The organism is Archaeoglobus fulgidus DSM 4304 (assembly GCF_000008665.1).
GTDB lineage: Archaea > Halobacteriota > Archaeoglobi > Archaeoglobales > Archaeoglobaceae > Archaeoglobus > Archaeoglobus fulgidus.
On sequence record NC_000917.1, the window covers coordinates 1,423,400 to 1,444,896 of the forward strand.

Consider the following 21,497-nt stretch of genomic DNA (forward strand, 5'->3'; position numbering starts at 1 on the left):
ACCACTCTTAGATGTTTATGTAATCGCAGAACATAATTCTAATGGTCCGCTATCGTCAGCTAACCGCTCATACAACTCCCCTCAGGAAAAGCATAAAGACACTCAAAATCGTGAAGGTAATGGCCACCACCAGAATCCACTTGAGGAAAAATCTTAAGCTGAAATCTGCCTCAGCTTCGAGCCTGAAAACCCTCGCAAGAGCAAGAAGCATGGCGGCCACAACTGCAAAAAGTCCAAGACTTTTTAGCTTTGGAACAATCACTTCACTTCCAGAAAAGAAATAGGCGAGGAAAATGGCTGTTAAGGCGGAAATCAGCATTACAGCAAGCATCTCCTTAAATCCGGGCTTCTTACTCCGCCCTAAAATGATGTAAACGCCAAAGGCGACTATCATAATCGCTCCAACATAAACAAAGCTCATAAAGTCTGCAAGTCCGTAAAGGGCGAAGCTGGGGGCAGCGTAAAGAATCAGCATGGTTAGTAGGACCATTGCACCTCTTCTCACCATATTTAGTTTACCATAAAAATTTTTGCCCTATCTCACCATACCTCGAATCTCACTTTCACCATAAAACCCTTTTCTACCAACTCGGCGGATCAGCAAGGTCAGAATTTGAGAAAGATGCTGACAGGAGCAGAAATATCTGCAGAGCTTGACGCAGTAAATCTTTACGAATTTTAAACTGTTTAGAGTCCCCTTGAGAGTGGAAGCACGAATGGCTCTGATGAATAGAAGGTTAGAAAATGACGTAAGTGTTTTATATTTTAGTTCAAATCTACCTTTATGGAGTTCTTAAAAAATAAAGCCCTTAGATTCTACTCAAAAGCCCTTGAAAGTTTCGATAAAGGTGAATACGACTTCACGATGTTCTTCGTCGAGCAGACGGTTCAACTCGCCATAAAATATTTAATCGCCCGAAGATTTGGCGAAATACCTAAGACCCACAACCTTCGCATTCTGTTTGAGATTGCAGAGCAGGAAGAATTTTACAGGAACAACTTGGACGTTTTAAGGGAAATTGAACTTGCCTACACAGCATCGAGATACTTCGACGTTGAATACTCCAAGGAAATTGCGGAGAAAAGTCTATCTGTCGCCAAAAAAGTGATTGACCTGCTATGATTGAATACTACCGAAAGCTGAAGGAGAATGAAAAATTTTTTGATAATGCCCACGAGATAGCGAAGGAAATCAAAGAAAAAGCTAAACGAATTTTTGATGATTGCGATGTTTTTATAGTTGGTAGTTTTGCAAGAAAAAAGCACACTCTTAGCTCTGACCTTGACATATTGATTGTTTCATCAAAAGTCCCGGAAAAAATCAATTTTGCAGAATACTGCAGCATCGTCAGGTCTCTGACGGAAGATAGCAGAATAAACATTCACCTAATCAACAGGGAGAAATTTGGGGAGATGAGAAAGTATTATGAACCGATGATTGAGATTTAGCCGGGGTCAAAGTGCCTTAAGGCTTATTTCTCTGCGTTTTACCACCTTTGAAATTCTCATTTCGGCTTGTTCTTTCGAATCACTGTCACATGTGACGGTTAGTCGTTTATATCCGCCGAATACTCCCATCCATACCCAACCAGAAACACCCTGCAGGAATCTCAACATATAAAACAGAAATCCGAATCTTACTAACCTCAAAAATTTAAGTAATCAAAGCTGCAGAGCCTTCAAAAGCTCCTGCAGGTTGTTCTCCTCCGCATACTTTCTCAGGTCTGTGTAGCCCTGCATTGCCGCATCTATCGCCTGCCTGAATGCTCTCGCTCCAGCAGCAGGGCCATCGGGATGTGCATGAATCCCTCCTCCTGCTGCAACAACGAAGTCCTTACCGAGCGTGTTAACCAGCTTTGGAACCATAATCGGTGCTATTCCGCCTGATGGCATGGGGAAGCAGGGCTTTATGTGGTAGAAGGGATATCTGTGCTGTTTTGCTACCTCAATGTACTTCTCCTCCATCATCGGAGCCTTTCCGTAAGGGGCGGGATAAACGACAATATCTGCCCCAGCCAGCCTCGGAAGCTTTCCGAGTATAAGCGTGCTCCTCACTCCTGAAATCGGAGAGACGTAGTAGGCTCCGGCAACATCCATATGGGCCATAATGGGCACCTTTATGCTCTCATCCTCGGCCAAGGCTCTCAGCACCGGAAAGCCGGTGGCGAGGTAGTTGACCAGCAGACAGTTGGCGCCAAGCTCAATCGCCCTCTCCGCATTCTCCAGCACCTCAGGCAGGTCAGCGGTAACATTCACAGCGTAAAGCGTCTTCTCCCCCTTCTCCTCGTCGGCCCTGTCTATGGCCTCCATGAATTTCGGCACTCTCTCTTCTATTCTGTTGAACTCTGGATTTGCAAGAAGCTCATCGTCCTTGATGATGTCCACACCTCCCCTCGCCACCTCGTAGGCGAGCTTTGCTCCCAAATCTGGCGGGGAGTAAACGTCGGGCTTTATCATGTTGTTTAGCAGCGGGCGATCTTTAACTCCAAGCACATCCCTGACACCTTCAATTCCGAACTTTGGCCCCTTGAAGCCCTTTACGAACTCCTTCGGGAACCTCAGGTCGAGCAGCTTAAGCTTTGGAGCCATTGAAATGTTCCCCACAACGGTGGAAAACAGCATTGAGAGCTTGCTCCCTATGTTCCTCCACGGAAAGGCTATCTGCACGATGAAATTCCTCCAGTCCACCTCCTGAGGAACCATAATCTCGTAGTCTGGAATTTCGTAAACGCCAACAACCTTTGCGACGTGCTTCCTCCTTACTTCAGGCGTCTCTCCCGGCACTGGAAGCCAAGTCCCCGTGCTCTGCTCCAAGGCGAGAACTTGAGTGATTTCGAAGGGATTCATCCCCTTCGGGAAGGACATGTAGTAGGTGCCGATGATGTACTCCTCTGGGTCGATGCCCTCAGGCAGTGCTTCCGGATTTGCCTCAGGATACTCAAACTTCTGAAATCTCAGTCTCACGCCGAGCTGCATCCCATCACCCCAGCTGCGGGAAGACTTCCCTGAAGTCTATCTCTCTCCTCCCGCCATCATCCTCAACCTCGACTATTAGCGGAATTCTCTCCACACCCATAGCCTGCAGAATCTTTTGGGCAAGCTGCAGAGCATCAATGGGGTCTATGCAGGCTTCAGGCGGCATCACTCCCACACCATCAACCTTCCCCATTCCCATCAGCATGGCCCCTATTGCTGCTGGTATTCCTGTACCCTCTCCCATCCCCATTCCTCTTGAGGCGAGAGAGAAGTAGTATCTCTTCGTCTCTCCACCCTTCTTTCCTTTAACGGCAACTGTAACGCAGCCCATAGGCTCCGTAATTCCAGCTTTTTTCAGCAGCTCCCCCCTCTTGAAAAGAATGAACGCTACTGCAAACTCCAGCGGATCAACTATCTGCTCCCCAACCTTAATTGGTGGTGAGGAGGTCATGCTGATTCTCACGAGAGTTTTTATGAGTTCTGCATACTCCGGAGGCAAAACGAGGCCGAGGTTCGTCACCCTCCTTACACCATTAATGTACTTCGGCAGGGTTATGGTTTCCGGATGAGGGTAGGCGTAGACCCAGTATTTCCCGATTAGTGGGAACTCGAACTCCTCCTCAAGCGCTTTTCCACTTTCCTCAAAGAGCTTTACAGTTTTAAACTCTCCATCGAGGAAAACGGGAATCTCCATCTCCATCGAGTGGATGCGGTGCTTCACCACCGCTGCCCCCTCCGTAGCCTCTCCGCCGTGGGCGTGGTAGATGTCTATCGCCTCAGTCTCGTCGAAGAGGTGGAGGGCGGCATACTTTGCCAGCAGGTTTGCAAGACCGGGAGAGCTACCCATTCCGATAACCGCCTTTATTCCAGCCTTCCTCGCCTCCTCATCCATCTTCAGCTGCTCCACCGTAGCATCATAGTCATCACAGATATCTACGTAGTTAACACCCGCTTTTATCGCTGCTTTCAGAATTTTAGGGCCGTACTCGTAGAAGGGCCCCACGCAGTTAAGCACGACATCGAAGTCCTTAATCAACGCTGAGACCCCATCAACATTCCCCGCATCGCACGTCATGGCCTTACTCTCATCGAGCTGGCAGAGGTTTGCCGCTTTTAAAGCATTCTCCTTGCTCAAGTCTGCAAGATAAAGCTCGGAGAAAATCCCCGACCTGCTCAATATCATCGCTGCGGTTGTGCCAACTGTCCCGCAGCCAAGAACGATGCACTTCATAAATTTGGGGTTGTGTCAGCAAATATAAAGATTTTGATTTAATGTTATAAACTATCTGAAGGCTGGTTGTGCTTCCACACCCTTCGCCCTGCAAGCCTCCTCTACATCCCGAAGAACCTTCTTCCAGTCTGTTTTTCTCGCCCTATCCGCAATCTCCCCGACAACTCCTCCCTTCATAAAACCCTTAACCCTGAACCTGTCGTAGTAAAGCCTGCTGCCAGTTGCCGCCGCAACCTCCACAACCTCCTTTAAATCGCCACTTTCGGGAATTATAGGCCCCAGGAAAATCCAGGTTTTTATTCCCTCCTCACTCAGCCTTTCTATGGCCTTAACTCTCCTCAAGGGAGACGGGGCGTGAGGCTCGATGATTTTCACGAGGCTGCTGTCCAGAGTTGTGATCGTAAAGCCCACATCCACCTTCGAAACGTTCTGCAGAAACAAATCCAAATCTCTCAGCACGAGGTCGCTCTTGGTCTGAATTCCAACTCTGAAATCGTTTTCAATCAGAATTTCGAGAATTCTCCTCGTCAATCCTTCCCTCCTCTCCAGAGGCTGGTAGGCGTCCGTTAATGTGCTTAAAACCACCCTTCCGTTTACCCTTCTTCTCAACTCTCTACCAAGAACCTCAGGAAGGTTTTCCTTGATGACGACTATTTCGCCCCATCTCTTTCCTATATCCTTCTGGCAGTAAAGGCGGGCGTAGCAGTATATGCAGCCGTGAGCGCATCCCACGTAGGGATTGATGGTGAAATCCACCCCAGGAAGGTTGCTCCTGCTCAGAGCGGCTTTAACTCTCTTCCTTATCACATGAACTCCCATAGCGTCCTCTGCCTCCCCCTCTTGACCAGAGTTGACTTCTCAATCCATCTCCCCACGTCGAGATTCGAGTGCTTGTCAACGAACCTCAACGCATCTTCGAGAGTGTCAAACTCGCAGTATTTCCCTGCGTACATTTTCCGCAGCATCTCTCTCACGAACCACACTCCTATCGGAACATTGAAGCCCGGATATATCTCTCTCCAAACTATAGCCGTTGCCTGCCTTCTTATTCGCCTGAGATACTCCGCTGTTGCCAGCCTTGAGGAGTAGTAGCATCCACCAAGCCTTGCGTAGGTCGTTCTTCCGAAGAACCCCTCTGAGTCGGTCAGAACTCCAACCTTGCGAGTCCTGTTCCATGTTGTATCGGGATACCAAGCCTCCCCCCACTCGTAGCTCCACGGAGAGGGGCAGAGGATGGCAACAAACAGATTTTTACTCTCCTTAAGCACGAAAACCCTGTATCTGTCTATGGTTTCATACTGCTTGATTTCTTCTATAATTTGCTTTGAGAGAGTATCGTCAACAGCCGTAATCGCCCATCTCGTCGGAACGAGCTTCCTTTTAACTCCCAGAGTTCCGGCAGAAAGCAGCTTCTGAATGTGCGAAACTGCCACGCCCCGCTCGTATAGATAGCTCATCGCCTCAACCGCTCTCAAATCGGTGTCGTAGTAAACCTTCTCTACAGCCTTTGGCGGGCGGGGAGCGGAGTGAATTATAACCTCCTTTGCTGGGGCTGAGGCGCCGAAAGGTGGAAGGACGTCATCGAAAAATGCCCTTACGGAAGGGGGCTTTGCAAAGCTCACTTCGACGTCAATGGGTTTATCGTAGAGGCTCATCTCCTGTACCACTTCAACCTCTTTGCTTCTCCTCACATCCGCCCTGAACTGCCCGAGAATCATCGAATACCGGAACTCAAGCACTCTTTCAACCGGCACTTCCCGCCACATCTCAGGAGTGTCATAGATTTTGGTGTCACCGGTAAATGGAGGAACTGCGGGGCAAATTCTCACCTTTGGATAGCCATACCTCCCAACAAACACAGACGGAGGAGACGAGCCGAGAATATCCCTTTCTACGCTCACCTGCGGTCTGAGTGAGGGCATCAATGGACATACCTTTCGGGAGCAAAGCATCCTGCCTCTGCACTCTATGCAGTCCACAGTTAATCTTGACTCTCAATAGTAGAAAAGAGTGATGGTCCCTCTACCCTAGTTTTGGGGGGAAGCGAGCGGGAAAACTTAGGGAGGATAAAATTAAAGAAACTCTTTGTAAGCCAGATGTAAATTCAATAGCGCATCAATAAAGGTCTCACCAAATTCCGCAATAATGCTGAAGGGAAGCAGCTGAACCCATGCGATTTTAGGGAGATTTTTACTCGAAACCGTCTTTTTTGTGAGTTCTCGGGAGCAAAGAAGTGGTTGCTTGAAGCCTCTACAAATTGATTGGCTTTATTTCTCGCCAATTGAGTGGAGAGTGAAATCAAATCGTGAAACTTGCAGATTAAATCAAAAAAACATATCTCCAACCCATTTCCAAAATAAACTTTTTTGCGCAAATTTTTATTTCTGAAATCCTCCCTAACCTATTTTTCCAAACTTCCACAGGAAACAAAGGGGTGGTGGCATGCAATTCTGCAGTTTCAAAAATGAATGTTGGTGGCCTGAGTTTGAAGCTTCCAAAACAATCTCAACGTTCGAAAATCGAAAATTGGTTCTTACAGCTGCAAATTTAACTTTTCCATCTTTCTGCACTCCTCTTCACAAACAATCCATTATAAAGCTCCTGTCCCCGAATTTGCCCTTCTGTATCCTTTTCCACATTTTCCACAGGAAACAAAGGGGGTAGGCTTAAGTAATGCATGTGTAATACGAGAGTGTGAAGCTAGTCTCTTTAAGGCTTGAGGAGGGATTAATAGAGAAAATCGACGAGGTGGCGAGGAAAACCCTCCAGTCGAGGTCTGAGATTATCAGGAGCTCCATAGCCCTCTATCTGTCTCTGCTTGAAAACATAGGCTTCTACTTCAAGCCATCTTTGCCTATGAAGAACGTTGACGTTTACGAGGAGAGAAATGCCGTTAACGTTGACCTTGGCAATTTGACTTCTGTCAGCGTGCTCAGCGTCTCTTACGGCGGTGTGGGGGAGCTTGAACTGGACTTCAGGAAGGATCTGGGATTTGTGGCTGAGGTTATGGCCAATCAGGTTGCAGTGGAGACCTGCTGCAGGTTCATTACACCCCTTCTGGTGATGCTGACCTCAACCTGCGAATTCCTCTACACGCACACCTTCTTCAGGATGTTTTCTGAGGCAATAAGGGAAAGAATGAAGGTTCGCACCATGCTTGCTGGTTACGAGGAGTTTTTTGAGACCAAGCAGAGCGGTTTTGTCGCTACAGTTGTTGGTCTAAGGGATATGAGCACCCGCAACTCTCCGAGGAGGGGGGACAGGATTTACTTTTTCGGAAACGCTGTCAGCGGAGCTGAGTTGAGCGAAGAAGAGCTTCTTGATATGGCGGATGTGGAAAGGCTGGTGGGGCTGGTTAAGGAGGGAAAAGCCTCGGCAATTTTTCCAGTTAAGAGCGGTGGATTGAAGGAGGTGGCGGATTACGCAGCTGCTTTGGCTGGAGGAAAGGCAATGCTGTTTGAAAAAAGGGGAGGCTGCCCCGCAACGGCGATTGTCTTAACATCCGCAGAAGACCTCAGTGGGTACGGCTGTGAGCTGGTGGGGGAAATACTTTAAACCACACAACTCTCTTTATAACTCAATGAGGATTCCCCTTTACATTGAATTTTCAGGGAAAAAGGTTGCTGTAATTGGTGGAGGGGGAGTTGGCACCCTCAGGGCGAAGAAGTTTGTCGAGGTTGGGGCTGACGTGACGGTTTTCAGCAAGGAGTTTAGCGATGAGCTCAGGATGATGTTTGAGAGAGGAGAGGTTAAGCTGGTTGAGGCTTCAGCAGAAGAGCTTGATTTTGAGAGCATAGCCAGAAATTTTGATTTGATTGTTGTGGCCATAGGCAGTAAGGAGTTTAACGATAAAATAATTGAAGTTGCATCAAAATACAGGGCAATGGTCAACCTTGCCAACGATGCGGTGAAAACGGAGGTAGTTGTGCCCTTCGAGGGCGGGAAGGAGGGGATAAGGTTTGCTGTTACTACAGAGGGTAAGAGCGGGGTTGTGGCGAGGAAGGTGAGAGACCTCTTTCAGGAGGCCCTTGAGGGGCGGGAGGACCTGATTACCTTTCTGGAGGCAATGGACTACCTGAAAAGCTACATGAAGTCCAACAACGTTCCCGTGGAGCTGAGAATGAGGCTGTATCCAATTGTCAGCAAAGACGAGACGTTTCTGGAGCTTGTAAATGCGGGAAGGGTTGAGGAGGCGAAGAAGCTGGTTGAGAGGATAGTTCAGGATTACGTTTCAGGCAGAAGAAAAGCTGAGGAGGAGGGGATTCAGTTTTGAAGCTTGACGTTGAGCTTCTGATGGCCCTGCAGTATGAACTCCCTCTCTCCACAACACCACTGGTAGATTTGGCGGAGAAGCTGGGCAGGAAGCCTGAAGATGTGATGAGAGCGGTGAGGGAGTACATTGAGCAGGGAGTGGTCAAGAGGTACGGGCTGAATCTGAACTACAGGGCCTTTTCAAATTACAAGCCGAGCTGCGCTGGTGGGTTTTAAGGCTGTGAATGTAAGGGAAGTTGCTGCGAAGATTAACGTCCATGACGAGTTCAGGGTTAAGCACAACTTTTTGAGGGACGCTTACTACAATGTCTGGTTTACGGTTAAGGGAAGGGACGTTGAGGAAATTGAGGCCCTCGTCATTAGCCTTGCTGAGGAGTGTGGAGTGGAAGAATACGTTGTTCTGCCGACGAAAAGGGTTTACAAGATGGACGTTAAGTATGATCTGACTAAGGGCGTTTCGTGGAGCAACAGGGGTTTGGAGCCCGAAAGCGTCCCCTTGCTTAGGGAATTGGGCTTTGAAGAGGATTTTGTTAGGGCTCTGGAATCTCTTGATGTGGCTGAAAGGCCCTTTGCAAAGTTCAACCGCCCTGAAGAGGAGGTTGTTGACATCATAGAAGAGCTTATGAGGAAGGGGGTGGGCAGAGATTTCAGCGGAGTGCTGAGGGAGAGGAAGGTTGGCTTCAGGGAGAACGGAATGACGGTCTTGAAGCTCTCAGCCAAGCCTGAGAAGGTGGCGATGCAACTGCTTGAAAGATTCCCGCAGATAACGCACCTCATTGAGAGGGTTGTTAGCGAGAAGTGGAACTATCCGATTTACTTCATGGTTCACGCCGTAACGAGGGAGCCCATAGAGGAGATAAGGGCGAGGGTTACAGAGATCGAGGGCGTTGAAGCAGCAGAGACGATTTACAGCAGGGCAAATCTGAGAGAGGTATGATTACCTGCTCCAAGTGCAGCAGAAGGGCCGTAATTTTCCAGAGGCACGCTAATAGGCACCTCTGCAAGAGGCACTTCATAGAGGACTTCGAGAGGAGGGTGAAGCTTGCTGTTAAGAAGTACGACATGATACAGAAGGGAGACAGGATTGCCATCGCCCTCAGTGGGGGTAAGGACAGCGTAACTCTCGCCTTCGTTCTGAACAAGCTCTATGGGTTCAGGAGTGATCTGGAGTTTTTTGCCATAACCATCGACGAAGGCATCGCTGGCTACCGCCCTCCGACGGTTGAGATTGCGAGGAAGGTTACCGAGCAGCTTGGCATGGAGCATCTCGTGGTCTCCTTTGAGGAGAACTTTGGAATGACGTTGGATGAGATGGTGAAGAGGGGGGACAAGAAGCCCTGCACCTACTGCGGAGTCTTCAGAAAGTATCTGCTGAACAGAACAGCGAGGGAGATGGGAGCGACGAAGCTTGCAACGGGCCACAACCTTGACGATGAAACTCAGACCATTCTGCTAAACTTCCTCAATGCGGACATGGAGAGGATGGCAAGGCTTGTTCCGCAGAGGGTTCAGGAAGGTTTGGTTGTGAGGATCAAGCCCTTCCGCTACGTTTACGAGAAGGAGGTTGTGGTTTACGGATTTTTGCATGAGCTTCCTATGGACTTCGACGAGTGCCCCTACAGCCACTTCCCAGTGAGGGCTGCTGTCAGGGATTTCCTATACGATTTCGAGAATAAGTATCCGGGGAGGAAGTTCTCGGTCATGAGCAGCTTTGAAAAGCTAATTCCCTGTCTCAAGGAGATTTATCCGCAGATTGACCTCAACAGGTGTGAGAGGTGCGGTGAGCCCACACCAAGGCGAATATGTCAGGCGTGCAAGCTGCTTGAGGAGCTCAGGGGCGTAGATTAAAAAAGTCTGGAGGCTCACTTTCTGCACTCTCAATCAGTTTTTTGAGCTTTTTAACACGTATGCTTTGTATCGGTTTCAGTGATTTTTACAATGGTCCTCACACCCTTGTTCGTAATAACCCTTCTCCTCTCCACATAACCCTTCTTCTCCAATCTCGACAGATGCGTGCTTAAGCTGCCCCAATCGACACCTCCAGCTTTTGACAATTCCCCCTCAGTCATTTCTCTGAAAATAAATAGGAGAGCGGTATGAGAATTGTGGAGCTCAGAATAATTAGAATTCCTGAGTAAGGCATGCTCCTGATTACGTCTCCAACCTTCCCGATGTATAACCCACAAAATAACAGTCCGAAGCCAAGGGAGGGGTACCAGACGGTGCTAAAGTAGAAAGCCGTTGCTTTGATGGCTAAGGGAAGAAGTGAATATGAAGAGTAAAGCAGCTCCAATTTGCCACCTTCTTTTAATTTCACCTTCCAGAGGTATATATCTTCGGAAGAATCTAAGAAAAATGCATCCGCTGAATATTCCGGCTATTGTTAGTAGTGCCAGTGAACCTCATATCCAAGACCGAGAAGCATTAAACTGCTGGCCAGCGTTATCATGGATCCAAAGACCATCCCAAAAATTGCCCAAGTTGTAGCCAGTGCTACATTGTATCGATACCTTTCAAGTTTTAAGGCCAGCTCTCCCAGCCTTACTGCATCCTCACCCATGTTTCAGCTTGAGCGCATCTGTTAATATACCATGGTGAAACTCTTAATTTGAGAGTGCAAGTCGAGCAGCATCGGTAAAATTACCCGCCGCGCTCCGCAAGCTTGTTCAGCTCGGACTGAACTATTGCCGGCATGATGATGCTGACCAACCAGAAGAGTAGGAAGTACAGCACAGCGCTCTCTCCCGGCTTCAGGACCTTTACGAATCCTTCCGCAAATTTGTAAAGCCAGTATATGTTTGCTATCGGAATTATCAGAAGCCAGCATGTCGGAATGTTGGCTCCGAGACTGTTCAGCTCCCTCTTCACCATAACCAGCCAGTAGATGAAGTATATTCCGAGGGTAACTATTCCGAGAAGGTACAGCTTCAAAAGACTTCTTTTTGTTACCATACGTTGTGCAATAGCATTAGAAATAAAAAATTTTTGGTGCTTGCTGTCAAGGAGTCAAACCAAACCGCTTCTCAGGTTCTCTGTCAGAGCCCTTATGTCCTCAGTTGCACGCTCCCCTTTCTCATTTATCAGCCGAACAAAGGCGCTTCCAACAACAACCCCATCCGCCCCCGCGCTGATTAGCTGTCTCACATGATCGGCCTTTGACACCCCAAATCCGACAGCTACTGGCTTCCTGCAGATGCCCTTAGCCCTCTTCAGCGCTTCAAAGGCAAGCGGGGAGATTCTGTCCCTCTCTCCCGTAACACCGTAGGTCGAAACCAGATAAACGAAAGCTGAAAGCTCGTCCATCGCCCTCAGCCTATCTTCAGGCGTGTTTGGAGCAGCCAGAAAAACGTTCTTCATCCCAGTTCTGCTGCAAACCTCCACAAAGTCTCCGGCCTCGTCGTAGGGCAAGTCAACAACGAGCATGGCGTCTATCCCTGAGGAGTAGGCTTTCTCCACAAAGCTCTCCACACCCCTGCGGTAGATTGGATTGTAGTAGCTCATCAGCACGAGCGGTTTGTCCGACTCAGCCCTGAAGGCCTTCGCAATCTCGAAAACCCGCTCAACCCTGAAGTTCCTCAGAGCCCTGACGTAGGACTCCTGAATTGTTTTGCCGTCAGCCACCGGGTCGCTGAAGGGCACACCAAGCTCGATAACGTCAGCACCGGATTCAGCGGCAGTGAGCATGAACTCAACAGTTTTCTCAGCAGTTGGATAGCAGGCCGTGAAGAAAACTATCAGCGACCTGTCAATCATGCCAACCTCCTCCTCACGATGTCCATGTCCTTATCCCCTCTGCCAGAAAGGTTCACCACCAGAACGTCGTCTCTCTGCATCTCCTCAGCCATTTTCATCGCGTAGGCAATGGCGTGAGCAGATTCCAGGGCGGGAATTATCCCCTCAAGCTTTGAAAGCGTCTTGAATGCTCTCAAAGCCTCCTCATCGTTCACCGTTACGTACTCACACCTCCCTGTCTCCTTCAAGTAGGCATGCTCAGGCCCAACTCCGGGATAGTCAAGCCCGGCAGAAACGCTGTGGGTGTCGAGCATCATCCCCTCCTCATCCTGCAGGAAGTAGGACAGCATGCCGTGAAGCACACCCTTACTTCCCGCTGTAAGGGATGCTGAATGCCTGCCGCTCTCAATCCCCTCCCCGCCAGCCTCAACACCTATCAGCCTAACGTCATCGTTCAGGAAGGGATGGAAGATTCCCATGGCGTTGCTGCCCCCTCCAACGCAGGCGATGATGGCGTCCGGCATCCCTCCCTCAGCCTCAATAATCTGCCTCCTCGCCTCCTTCCCGATAACGGCCTGAAAGTCCCTCACGATGGTGGGGAAAGGATGTGGCCCCACAACCGAGCCGATGAGGTAGTGGGTGTGCTCGAAGCTCTCAACCCAGTCCCGAAGGGCCTCATTTATCGCATCCTTCAGCGTTCTGCTTCCACTCTCTACTGCTGTAACCTTCGCCCCAAGCAGCTCCATCCTGAAAACGTTCATCTTCTGCCTCTCGTAATCCTCAGCCCCCATGTAAATCTCCGCCTCCAGTCCAAGAAGGGCTGCCGCCATTGCCGTTGCCACACCATGCTGCCCAGCGCCGGTTTCTGCGATAACCCTCTTCTTCCCCATGAATTTGGCCAGCAGAGCCTGGCCGATTGTGTTGTTGATTTTGTGCGCCCCGCCGTGAAGCAAATCCTCCCTCTTCAGGTAAATTTTCACTCCAAGCTCTCTGCTGAGATTCTCTGCAAAGTAGAGGGGAGTTGGCCTCCCCGCGTAGCTTTTGAGGTAGTATTCCAGCCTTGCTTTGAACTCCTCATCATCCTTAAACCTGTCATAAGCTTTTTCAAGCTCCTCCAGAGGTGGAATAAGAACCTCCGGAACAAATCTTCCGCCAAACTCACCGAACTTCATTTTTCGCCCTCCTGACAAATTCTCTAACCAGCATCTCATCCTTAAGCCCGTCTCTCTCCACTCCGGACGAGACGTCAACGCCCATGGGCCTCACGAACCTTATCGCCTCCCTCACGTTGTCCAAATTAAGCCCTCCGGCCAGAAAAACGCCGTATCTCTCCGCCAGAGCCTTGCTAACATTCCAGTCGTGAGTTTTTCCGCTCCCGCACCCCGAATCGAGGAGAATGAGGTGAGGGGAGTAGAGTTCAATCTTGGCAGCGATCTTTTCAGCCGGGCCTTCAACAATAAAGGCCTTCATGACCTTAACCTCCGCCTTCAGCCTCTCAAAATCCTCCAGCGGCATTTCGGAGTGAACCTGGGCGAAGCTGCATTCCGTCTTTGCGAGAATTTCCTCCCATTCCGCGTAGCTGCTTGCAGTTGACACCGCAAAAACCGGAATGGATGAGCTCCCGATAAGCTCTTTAGCCACATCAAGCTCCACGCACCTCTTTGAATCGCTTTTAACAACAACCCCGGTGAAATCTGCATACCTCTCCACAGCATCAAGCTCCTTCAGGCTTTTAACACCGCAAACCTTAACCATCATGGCACATCTCCACGAAGTTCCTAATCATCCTCACACCGTCCTCTGTAAGCACGCTCTCCGGATGGAACTGCACGCCGTGTATTTTACCCCTCCTCAAGCCCATCACCACTCCATCTTCACTTTTTGCACACACCTCAAAGCCTTCTGGCGGTTCAAGAACGGCGAGTGAGTGATATCTCCCCGCCCTGAGCGGATTTCTCACCCCTTTAAAAATCCCTCTGCCGTCATGCTCAACAAGTGAAGTTTTGCCGTGAACGGGCTCAACCCTCCCCACTTTCCCTCCAAAAACCTCCGCAATCATCTGATGGCCGAGGCAGACGCCGAGCACAGGAACGCCCATTTTAAAGACGAATTCAAGGCTCCTGTCCGGCTTTCCCGGTCCGGGGGAAATCACCACACCGTCAAAGCTCATTTTTCTCAGCAATCCAGCACTCTCCTTCTCAACAACCCTTACCTTGTCGAACAGAGAGATGTACTCCACGAGATTGTAAACGAAGGAGTCCTTGCAGTCAACAACGACTATCATAGCCCAACCGCCCTCAAAACCCTCGCTATCTTGTTTTCCGTCTCGAAAAACTCCCTTTCAGGAACGGAGTCCGCAACTATCCCCGCACCTGCCCTTATCCTCGCCTTTCCGTCGAACTCAATCATCCTGATTGCAATGGCCAGATCAGAAACATTCTCGCTGAAGTAGCCAACAGCACCAGCGTAAACCCCTCTGCAATCCCCCTCAATTTCGTCTATGAGCTCAATCGCCCTCAGTTTCGGCGCTCCGGTAACGGTTCCTGCGGGAAAGGTGGCTTTCATAGCGTCGAAGTGCGTCACTCCCGCCTTCAGCTCTCCAACAACCTCGCTTTCGATGTGCAGAACGCTCGGATACTCCACAACCTCCATGAACCTCGAAACTCTAACGCTCCCTGCTCTGCAAACCTTCCTCACGTCGTTTCTGGCTAGGTCAACAAGCATGACGTGCTCAGCCCTCTCCTTCTCATCGCTGAGGAGCTTTTCAGCAATCTCTTTCTCCCTTCCCGCCTCCCTCCTGGCGGTTCCGGCAATCGGGTTGATTATGAAGCTGTTTCCCTCAACCCTTCCCATCGTCTCCGGGCTTGAGCCGATCAGGGCCCTGTCGAACTCAAGCAGGAACATGTAGGGGCTCGGATTCGTCTCCCTCAAATTCAGATACATCTGGAAAGGGCTCAAATCCGTATCAACAACATACTCCCTTGAAAGCACAATCTGGTAAACCTCGCCCTCGAAAATCTGCTCCTTCCCTCTCTCCACCATCTTCTCAAACTTCTCCCTGCTTCCGGCCCTCAGGACCTCCGAATTCCCCCTCACTTGCTCAACCTCTACCCTCTTCGCCCTCTCGACAATCTTATCCGCGTTCTCAACGTTTACGCTGAAGAGCTTTCTCAGGTAGTGGTCGTAAACGAAGTAACCATCGTAGCAGCCAAAAACCGACGGGGTTTGGGGCTTCTTGCCAATATAGTTCTTCACCGCCTCGTAGGCAACGTAGCCGACAAGCAATCCCTTAACGTGAATCTCATTCAGCGCATCGAAGGGGTCCGAGATTTTTGAAATAACCTCCCCATCAACCCTGGTTCTGCTGCCGACCCTTACCGTGTAGAGGGGGTTGAAGGATATGTATGTGTATCTCGCCCTGCCGCTCTTCTCCGCGGATTCGAGAATGAACGGAAATTTCTCGTCTCTTATGGCTGAGTAGAGCTTCACCGGGTTTACATACTCGTGCTTTTGCATGCGATTTCCTCCAGCTTTCTCGCAAGCTCCCCGCTCTGAACCTTTTCCTCAAAAATCTCAACGTTCTCCTTCAGGTCCTCATAGCCGAGGGCAAACAGTGCGGTTGCAAAGTTTATGGCAATGAGCCTTCTGTCCTCCTTCAGCCCCTTTCCGCTGAACACAGCCCTTATCCTCTCAGCCGACTCCCCGCTGCTGCTGCATGGCAAAACTCTGCACCTCTCGATGCCGAAATCCTCCGGCTCAAGTTTAAGCCTCTCAACTCCGCCATTAACAACGGCGATGTCAGTTGAGCTGTTAGGGTTGACCTCGTCCATACCGCTGCCATAAACCACGACCGCTCTTCTGCCGAGCAGCGACATAGCCTTTGCAACCTCAACCAGCAGAATTTCACTCGCCACACCGACAATTTGCACCTCAGGCCTTGCGGGGTTGGTTAAAGGCCCAGTGACGTTGAAAATCGTCCGTATCCCCAGATTTCTTCTCACAGCGGCAACCCTTGCAAAGCTTTTGTGGTAAAGGGGGGCGAAGAGGAAGGCAAAGTTGGTTTCGGCAATCATTTTCCTCGCCCTCTCTTCATCCATCTCAATTCTCACACCGAGAGCTTCCAGAACGTCAGCCGAACCGCTTTTGGAGCTGACTGCTCTGTTTCCGTGCTTTGCAACGGGATGGACTGTTGACAGCGCAATAGCAACAGCCGTGCTTACGTTTATCGAGCTCGTTTTGTCTCCTCCCGTCCCGCAGGTGTCCATAACCTTGCCGATCTCGATTTTGGACTTCTCTGCAACCCCCTTCGCGAACCCGGCGATTACCTCTGCACCGTAGCCCTTAGCCTCCAGAGCTGCGAGAACTGCTGCAATCTTGATTTCATCAAGTTCGGGCAGCGTTTTTGCGAGCTCGTAGGCCTTATCGAAGTCCAGCCCCCTCAAAACATCCTCTATCATCTTCTCGCCTCCACAAACTGTCTGGACAAATTCTTCGGTGTTCTCAGCCATCATGAAGGCGGTCCCTATGAGGGCTGCATCCACATACTGCAGAACAAAGAGCAAATCTTCCACGCTGCCAATTCCGCTCCCGCTAACCTTGAAAGCCCTGATTTTTTCGGCAATTTTTGCTGTGACATCTATGCTTCCCCCATCCCTCTCCATGCGGTCAATGTCGCGGTTGTTTATCAGCACAGCCCTTGCGTTTTCGGCGTAAACCAAATCCTCAGCGTGATGAACCTCAACCAGAGGCTCGATGCCGTGCTCGAAGCAAAAATCAACCATTTCCGCAGTTCTCTCCTTCAGATGCCTCGCTATGAGCAGCAAAGCTGCAGCCTCAACCTCAGCAGTTCTTTCAACCTCCTTTCTGCCCCTTATGAAGTCCTTCCTCAGAACGGGCAGATCGGTAAGCCCAACAATCTTCTTCAGCGTCTCGAAATTTCCGCTGAACTGCTCTGCTGTTATGTACGAAATCGCCGCTGCACCAGCTTTTTCGTAGGCCCTCAAGATGTCCTCAATCCTCCTCCCTCTAAGCAAATCGCCGTGTATGGGGGATCGAACCTTAACCTCGGCAATGACTGCGTTCTTACCTCTTTTGCTTGCTCCCTTCAACGAATCAACAAACCCAAAGTCCATCACCTGCTCCCACCATGTGGGATTAATCCCGCGAAGTGTATTTAAGCTTTTTGCTATAGTATGGCAAAAAAGAGGTAAAAGTCACCTAAACTTTCTGATAAGAGATGATCCACCGAGAGCCGTTAAGGCTGCACCGACCTCAAATCCCGGAATGCCTCCTTCAGGCTTTACTGTGCTGGCCTTAACCTCAATCATGAGATTTTCTATCTTCCTCCTCGCTTCTTCATCCAGCTGAGGTGTGAACCAAAGCTTCTTCATCAGGTCTTCGGGAACGTAAACTGCCGGGTTTTCAAGCACCTCCTCGCTGACGTAGTTTCTCGCCTCTTTTACGGGTGAGGCGTACTTTATGTAGTCAGAGTTTCTGCCTGAGACCTCAGGGTCGAGCATGAAGTTTATGAACTCGTGAGCAAGCTCCACGTTCTCGGCATCTTTCGGAATGCACATGTTGTCCGTCCATATCGTTCCGCCCTCCTCCGGAATTGCAAAGCTCGCCTGATCAACTCCCTCCTCATCCTGAAGCCTTACGATGTCTCCGTTGTAGGCGTGGGCTACGTAGATGCTTCCGTTCTTCAGCCCCTCAACGTAAACGTTTGCTCCGGCGTAGGCTGCGAGATAGGGCTTCTGTCTTATAAGAGCTTCCTTAACCTCCTGCATCGTCTCGTCGCTCCAATCGTCAACGCTTTTGCCGAGAAAGGCCTTGCACGCCAGTATAACCTCAATCGGCTCCTCAAGCATCGTTATCTTCTTGGCTGTACTTCTTCAGGTAGCCGTAGTCGGGGTCAAAAATCTGCCTGAGGGTTGTGACCTTCTCCGCCAAATCGGATCTGTATCCGAAACCAGTCGTGCCCCACATGTAAACAGCGCTGTACCTGCCTTCCGGGTCGTAGGGAGTTGATTTGAACTTCTCGTCAAGGTGAGGGTAATTGGGAATCAGGCTCTTGTTAAGCTCCATGAGCAATCCCTCCTTTATCGCCACGTCAAGGATGTAGTCGGGGATGATGACAACATCGTATCCGCTCTTCCCAGCCTCAAGCCTCGAAAGGACGACGTTTGGGTCGTCATATTCATCGTAAACTATGTTCTCCCTTGGAATTCCTGCGTGGGCTGCAAATTCATCGAGTAAAGCCTCATCAATGTAGTAGCTCCAGTTCCAGATTTTAAGGCTGTTCTCCGCGGCTCTGGCTTTTGGCATTCTCAGGCCTCCAAAAAGCGTCATTCCCGCCACTCCAGCAGCAAGACCGATAAAACGCCTTCTCGTCAGTCTTGGCATAGATTGAAGTGATGGAAGCTGAATAAATAATTTACCTCTCGCTCACAGTGATTCTGACGTAAATATAAGACAGAAGAAGGGAGATTACAATCATCAGAGAGGCGAGGGCGTTTATTGTAGGGCTTACAACACCTCTCGCGGCCTGAGACCATATGATTAACGGGAGAGTCTCGAATCCCGGCCCGGTGGTGAATACGGTCTTTATGAAGTTGTCCCATGAGAGAGTGAAGGCTATGAGCGAAGCTGCGATTATTCCGGGCATGAGAAGTGGCAGAGTTACCTTCCTGAAGGTCTGAAACTCGTTGGCTCCGAGTATGTACGAGGCTTCCTCGAACTCCCTTCTGAGGTTAGCGCCTCTTGCCGAAACTATCACGAAAACGAAGGCTATGTTGAAGGCGGTGTGGCCTATCAGGACTGAGTAAAAGCCGAGGGGGAAGCCGAGAACTATGAAAAAGAGCAAAAGCGAAACGGCCTCCGTGATTTCGGGTATTATTATCGGAGGGTAGAAAAGGGCGCTGAATGAGATCTGATCTCGCATGAAGGCGTAAGCCGCGAGTGTTCCGAGAATTACAGAGATGATGGTGGACAGCAAGGCGACGCCTATGCTGTTGAAGAATGCGCTGACAATCTCCCTGTCCTCCAGAAGGGCCTGATAGTTCCTCAGCGTAAAGCCGTCATCGTAGAAGGAGAGGGCTATCATGATCACGATGGGGATGTAGAGGAAGGCGAAGACTGCAATGGTGAAAGCCCTCAGAATCATAGCTCCAGCCTCCCCGCCCTCTTTATATAGTAAGCTGTGAAGGCAAACACAACAGCCAGGTAAATGACCGAGAGAGCAGAGCCCTTCCACCAGTTGTGGTATCTGATGAATAGCTCCCACGTGAGCGTTCCGAGCGTGGATGCTGAAACCCCGCCAAGCATCGCTGGTACGACGAACTCGCCGAGGGCCGGAACGAAAACGAGAAAAATGCCTGCAATCATCCCCTGCCTTGAGAGAGGCATTACCACCTTTAAAAAGGTTTTTATCGGGTCTGCGCCGAGCACGTATGAAGCCTCGATTGTCGAGACGTTCATCCTTTCCATTGCGGTGTATAGGGGCAGGATCATAAAGGGAAGGTAGTCGTAAACCATTCCAACCATCACCGCGGTGAAGGTGAACATTATGCCCAGCTTCGAGAGAATCGTCATCAGGGCGTATGTTCTGAGGAGAAAGCTAATCCAGAAGGGCAGTATTACCGCGATGAGCAGGGCATTTTTCCACTTTCCGGCCTTAAGGGCTATGTAGTACGCAACGGGGTAGGCAATTGCAAGACAGATTGCTGTGGTCAGAAAGGCGATGATGGCTGAGTTGAGGATGTAGCTGGCGTAAAGAGGATTGAGCACGTCTCTGAAGTGCTTTAGCGTGAATTCGGGATAGCCAAAAGCGTAAAGTATGACGATGGCGAATGGAATGTAGAAGAAAGCGAGAAGGAAGATGATTGAGGGGAGGGATAGTTTCTTCATGCCTCCAAGATTACCGCATCCCTACTATCCCAACCAACAATCACCCTTTCCCCTTCCCTAACATTTTCCTGCGGCGGGGCGAAGGCCTTCACTACAACATCGCCAGCCCTCAGCTTCAGCATCAAAAAGCTTCCGAGGTAGCCAATTTCCTCAACGACAGCCTCAAAGGTGTTCTCAGCCTGCTGGTTGATTTTAAGCTTTTCAGGGCGGATGGATATGCAGAACTCCCTCGCCCCATCAAGGCCGAAAACCCTCACCTTTCCGATTTCGGTGATGACCTCTCCGTTCACGACCCTTGCCTCCAGAAAGTTGGTTTCGCCTATGAATGAGGCGACGAACCTCGTTTTTGGCCTCTCGTAGATTTCCCTTGGCGTCCCAATCTGGTGGATTCTGCCTTCATTGAGGACGGCCAACCTGTCGGAAAGCAGCAAAGCCTCGCTCTGGTCGTGGGTGACGTAAATGAAGGTCGTTCCCAGCGTCTTCTGGATTCTTTTAAGTTCGGAAATCATGTGCTGCCTTATCTTTAAATCCAGAGCGCCGAGCGGCTCGTCGAGGAGCAGGATGGAAGGCTCGGTAACCAGAGCCCTCGCAATTGCAACCCTCTGCTGCTGCCCTCCAGATAGCTGCTCTACCTTCCTTTTTGCGTAAATCTCAGGGTCGAGGTTGACGAGTTCGAGGTAGCGGTAAACCCTATCCTTTATCTCACCTTCGGGAATCTTTCTCAGCCTCAACCCGTAGGCGACGTTTTCAAAAACGTTAAGATGGGGGAAGAGGGCGAGATTCTGAAACACCATACCGACGTTGCGCCTGTAGGGCGGTAAAGAGGTGCAATCCTCCCCGTTAATCCTCACAAAACCCTGATCGGGAAAGGTAAGTCCCGCAATTATCCGTATGATTGTGGTTTTCCCGGAACCACTTGGGCCAAGCAGGGAGAAGAACTCACCCTGCTGAATCCTGAGATTTATGTCTTCGAGCACCGTAGTGCTGTCGTAGCTCTTTGAAATGCCCTCAAGTTCGACAGCGTAGCCAACCACAGAACACAATCAATCCATTTTGTATAAAAAACTTTCGTGTCAGCCCAATTTTTTATCTAATGTTGATAAACATTCTAAATGCTTTTTACGCAGAAAAAAGAGCTTTAATTGGCATAAAATTGAAAATCAGAATTTCAAAAATTTATCAGACCTTGGATAATGATTTTAGTTTTAAAAGGACAGTTTTTAGATTTTCAAAAACCAAAGTCGCTTTTAAGGACATTTTCCACTCTTTTGGACATCACCGGATTCGCTTGTTGGCGTTAGCACTTTGCATTCTTGGGAGTCTAGCCAACTTTTGGCATAGTTCAAAAAACAACTCCTCAAGCAACTCAAAAACTAATAAA

Annotated in this window: 27 protein-coding genes and 1 pseudogene; 7 read left to right on the plus strand and 21 right to left on the minus strand. The window is 49.8% G+C overall.

Annotated elements, in window-relative coordinates; genetic code table 11:
* Window positions 1–67 precede the first annotated feature (67 nt).
* The gene (locus AF_RS07980; protein ID WP_158296891.1) at window positions 68–490 is read right to left on the minus strand and encodes a hypothetical protein; all 423 of its coding nucleotides are present in this window, start codon (window positions 488–490) and stop codon (window positions 68–70) included.
* 294 nt (window positions 491–784) lie between these two features.
* On the opposite strand from AF_RS07980, the gene AF_RS07985 reads away from it, so the two are divergent.
* Window positions 785–1,123, plus strand: a complete 339-nt coding sequence (locus AF_RS07985) for a HEPN domain-containing protein (RefSeq protein ID WP_010879082.1) — start codon at window positions 785–787, stop codon at window positions 1,121–1,123.
* Window positions 1,120–1,449: a nucleotidyltransferase domain-containing protein gene (locus AF_RS07990; RefSeq protein ID WP_010879083.1), complete on the plus strand. Its 330-nt coding sequence runs from the start codon at window positions 1,120–1,122 to the stop codon at window positions 1,447–1,449. The genes AF_RS07985 and AF_RS07990 overlap by 4 nt, the downstream gene beginning before the upstream one ends.
* Window positions 1,450–1,662: 213 nt before the next feature.
* On the opposite strand, the gene AF_RS07995 is transcribed toward AF_RS07990, so the two are convergent.
* Genes AF_RS07995 through AF_RS08010 form a run of 4 tightly spaced genes read right to left on the minus strand, consistent with a single transcriptional unit; the run spans window position 1,663 to window position 6,186 of the window.
* On the minus strand, window positions 1,663–2,976 hold the full coding sequence (locus AF_RS07995; RefSeq protein ID WP_010879084.1) for a RuBisCO large subunit C-terminal-like domain-containing protein: 1,314 nt from the start codon (window positions 2,974–2,976) through the stop codon (window positions 1,663–1,665).
* Between the two features lie 4 nt (window positions 2,977–2,980).
* The gene (locus AF_RS08000) at window positions 2,981–4,207 is read right to left on the minus strand and encodes a saccharopine dehydrogenase family protein (protein ID WP_010879085.1); all 1,227 of its coding nucleotides are present in this window, start codon (window positions 4,205–4,207) and stop codon (window positions 2,981–2,983) included.
* Between the two features lie 51 nt (window positions 4,208–4,258).
* The gene (locus AF_RS08005) at window positions 4,259–5,026 is read right to left on the minus strand and encodes an SPL family radical SAM protein (protein WP_010879086.1); all 768 of its coding nucleotides are present in this window, start codon (window positions 5,024–5,026) and stop codon (window positions 4,259–4,261) included.
* A complete protein-coding gene (locus AF_RS08010) occupies window positions 5,011–6,186 on the minus strand; it encodes an Nre family DNA repair protein (RefSeq protein WP_010879087.1) in 1,176 nt (391 codons plus the stop codon). Before AF_RS08010 ends, AF_RS08005 begins: the two co-directional genes overlap by 16 nt.
* A gap of 715 nt (window positions 6,187–6,901) precedes the next feature.
* Here AF_RS08010 and AF_RS08015 point away from each other — a divergent pair.
* Genes AF_RS08015 through AF_RS08030 form a run of 5 tightly spaced genes read left to right on the plus strand, consistent with a single transcriptional unit; the run spans window position 6,902 to window position 10,327 of the window.
* On the plus strand, window positions 6,902–7,762 hold the full coding sequence (locus tag AF_RS08015) for a ribbon-helix-helix domain-containing protein (RefSeq protein ID WP_010879088.1): 861 nt from the start codon (window positions 6,902–6,904) through the stop codon (window positions 7,760–7,762).
* A gap of 25 nt (window positions 7,763–7,787) precedes the next feature.
* Window positions 7,788–8,480, plus strand: a complete 693-nt coding sequence (locus tag AF_RS08020) for a precorrin-2 dehydrogenase/sirohydrochlorin ferrochelatase family protein (protein WP_048064420.1) — start codon at window positions 7,788–7,790, stop codon at window positions 8,478–8,480.
* The gene (locus tag AF_RS13500) at window positions 8,477–8,695 is read left to right on the plus strand and encodes an Lrp/AsnC family transcriptional regulator (RefSeq protein WP_244372743.1); all 219 of its coding nucleotides are present in this window, start codon (window positions 8,477–8,479) and stop codon (window positions 8,693–8,695) included. Before AF_RS08020 ends, AF_RS13500 begins: the two co-directional genes overlap by 4 nt.
* Window positions 8,685–9,416, plus strand: coding sequence for an Lrp/AsnC family transcriptional regulator (locus AF_RS08025; protein ID WP_244372745.1), 732 nt, complete (start codon window positions 8,685–8,687; stop codon window positions 9,414–9,416). The genes AF_RS13500 and AF_RS08025 overlap by 11 nt, the downstream gene beginning before the upstream one ends.
* Window positions 9,413–10,327, plus strand: a complete 915-nt coding sequence (locus AF_RS08030; RefSeq protein ID WP_010879092.1) for a TIGR00269 family protein — start codon at window positions 9,413–9,415, stop codon at window positions 10,325–10,327. Before AF_RS08025 ends, AF_RS08030 begins: the two co-directional genes overlap by 4 nt.
* 50 nt (window positions 10,328–10,377) lie before the next feature.
* On the opposite strand, the gene AF_RS13885 is transcribed toward AF_RS08030, so the two are convergent.
* From AF_RS13885 to AF_RS08095, 16 genes and pseudogenes are all read right to left on the minus strand, one after another.
* The gene (locus AF_RS13885; RefSeq protein ID WP_143274440.1) at window positions 10,378–10,548 is read right to left on the minus strand and encodes a transcriptional regulator; all 171 of its coding nucleotides are present in this window, start codon (window positions 10,546–10,548) and stop codon (window positions 10,378–10,380) included.
* Window positions 10,545–10,772, minus strand: a complete 228-nt coding sequence (locus tag AF_RS08035) for a hypothetical protein (protein WP_143274441.1) — start codon at window positions 10,770–10,772, stop codon at window positions 10,545–10,547. The genes AF_RS13885 and AF_RS08035 overlap by 4 nt, the downstream gene beginning before the upstream one ends.
* 90 nt (window positions 10,773–10,862) lie before the next feature.
* Window positions 10,863–11,039: a hypothetical protein gene (locus tag AF_RS13130; protein WP_010879094.1), complete on the minus strand. Its 177-nt coding sequence runs from the start codon at window positions 11,037–11,039 to the stop codon at window positions 10,863–10,865.
* An 80-nt stretch (window positions 11,040–11,119) separates the two neighbouring features.
* Entirely contained in the window at window positions 11,120–11,431 is a 312-nt protein-coding gene (locus tag AF_RS08040; protein WP_010879095.1) for a DUF4234 domain-containing protein, read from the minus strand.
* Between the two features lie 54 nt (window positions 11,432–11,485).
* Entirely contained in the window at window positions 11,486–12,232 is a 747-nt protein-coding gene (gene trpA, locus AF_RS08045) for a tryptophan synthase subunit alpha (protein ID WP_010879096.1), read from the minus strand.
* A complete protein-coding gene (gene trpB, locus AF_RS08050) occupies window positions 12,229–13,383 on the minus strand; it encodes a tryptophan synthase subunit beta (protein ID WP_048064422.1) in 1,155 nt (384 codons plus the stop codon). Before trpB ends, trpA begins: the two co-directional genes overlap by 4 nt.
* On the minus strand, window positions 13,370–13,969 hold the full coding sequence (locus AF_RS08055) for a phosphoribosylanthranilate isomerase (RefSeq protein ID WP_010879098.1): 600 nt from the start codon (window positions 13,967–13,969) through the stop codon (window positions 13,370–13,372). The genes trpB and AF_RS08055 overlap by 14 nt, the downstream gene beginning before the upstream one ends.
* Window positions 13,959–14,495 (minus strand): anthranilate synthase component II, encoded by a 537-nt coding sequence (locus AF_RS08060; protein WP_010879099.1) that lies wholly within the window; start codon window positions 14,493–14,495, stop codon window positions 13,959–13,961. Before AF_RS08060 ends, AF_RS08055 begins: the two co-directional genes overlap by 11 nt.
* Window positions 14,492–15,727: an anthranilate synthase component I gene (locus AF_RS08065; RefSeq protein WP_010879100.1), complete on the minus strand. Its 1,236-nt coding sequence runs from the start codon at window positions 15,725–15,727 to the stop codon at window positions 14,492–14,494. The genes AF_RS08060 and AF_RS08065 overlap by 4 nt, the downstream gene beginning before the upstream one ends.
* A complete protein-coding gene (gene trpD, locus AF_RS13890) occupies window positions 15,706–16,668 on the minus strand; it encodes an anthranilate phosphoribosyltransferase (RefSeq protein WP_048064717.1) in 963 nt (320 codons plus the stop codon). The genes AF_RS08065 and trpD overlap by 22 nt, the downstream gene beginning before the upstream one ends.
* 78 nt (window positions 16,669–16,746) lie before the next feature.
* Window positions 16,747–17,343 (minus strand): annotated as a pseudogene (locus tag AF_RS13895) (indole-3-glycerol-phosphate synthase); the annotation flags it as partial.
* A gap of 81 nt (window positions 17,344–17,424) precedes the next feature.
* Entirely contained in the window at window positions 17,425–18,078 is a 654-nt protein-coding gene (locus tag AF_RS13735; RefSeq protein WP_048064423.1) for an extracellular solute-binding protein, read from the minus strand.
* Window positions 18,071–18,613: an ABC transporter substrate-binding protein gene (locus AF_RS13740; protein WP_048064424.1), complete on the minus strand. Its 543-nt coding sequence runs from the start codon at window positions 18,611–18,613 to the stop codon at window positions 18,071–18,073. Before AF_RS13740 ends, AF_RS13735 begins: the two co-directional genes overlap by 8 nt.
* A gap of 31 nt (window positions 18,614–18,644) precedes the next feature.
* The gene (locus tag AF_RS08085; protein WP_010879103.1) at window positions 18,645–19,373 is read right to left on the minus strand and encodes an ABC transporter permease; all 729 of its coding nucleotides are present in this window, start codon (window positions 19,371–19,373) and stop codon (window positions 18,645–18,647) included.
* Window positions 19,370–20,116: an ABC transporter permease gene (locus AF_RS08090; RefSeq protein WP_010879104.1), complete on the minus strand. Its 747-nt coding sequence runs from the start codon at window positions 20,114–20,116 to the stop codon at window positions 19,370–19,372. The genes AF_RS08085 and AF_RS08090 overlap by 4 nt, the downstream gene beginning before the upstream one ends.
* Window positions 20,113–21,150, minus strand: coding sequence for an ABC transporter ATP-binding protein (locus AF_RS08095; RefSeq protein ID WP_010879105.1), 1,038 nt, complete (start codon window positions 21,148–21,150; stop codon window positions 20,113–20,115). The genes AF_RS08090 and AF_RS08095 overlap by 4 nt, the downstream gene beginning before the upstream one ends.
* Window positions 21,151–21,497 lie beyond the last annotated feature (347 nt).